The organism is Pseudomonas sp. PS01297 (genome assembly GCF_029959305.1).
Taxonomy (GTDB): domain Bacteria; phylum Pseudomonadota; class Gammaproteobacteria; order Pseudomonadales; family Pseudomonadaceae; genus Aquipseudomonas; species Aquipseudomonas helleri.
The window spans coordinates 1-291 of record NZ_JASCPQ010000223.1 but is presented as its reverse complement, the minus strand read 5'-3'; the positions used below and the strand labels follow the sequence as shown (position 1 = coordinate 291).

Below are 291 nucleotides of genomic sequence, written 5' to 3'. Positions count from 1 at the left end.
ACCTGACGCTGCACGGCGTGACCAAGCCTGTGCCCTTCAAAGCCACATTCAACGGCGAAGGCAAGGATCCATGGGGCGGCGAACGTGCTGGCTTCACCGCTACCACCACGCTGAACCTGAACGACTTCGGCATCAAAGGCCCGGGCCCAACCGCTCAAACACTGGACCTGGACATCTCGCTGGAAGGCGTGAAGGCCAAGTAATTGCGCTTTTAGAGGGCTAAAAAAACGCCCCGGCTTGTAAGAGCCGGGGCGTTTTTTTATGAAAAGCAAGAGCCCCTCACCCTAGCCC

Annotated in this window: 1 protein-coding gene; it reads left to right on the top strand. The window is 58.1% G+C overall.

All coding sequences use genetic code 11. From position 1 onward, the window contains the following. Positions 1–203, top strand: a 203-nt coding sequence (locus QMX84_RS26380; protein WP_282365156.1) for a YceI family protein, incomplete at its 5' end; no start/stop codon positions are given. Positions 204–291 lie beyond the last annotated feature (88 nt).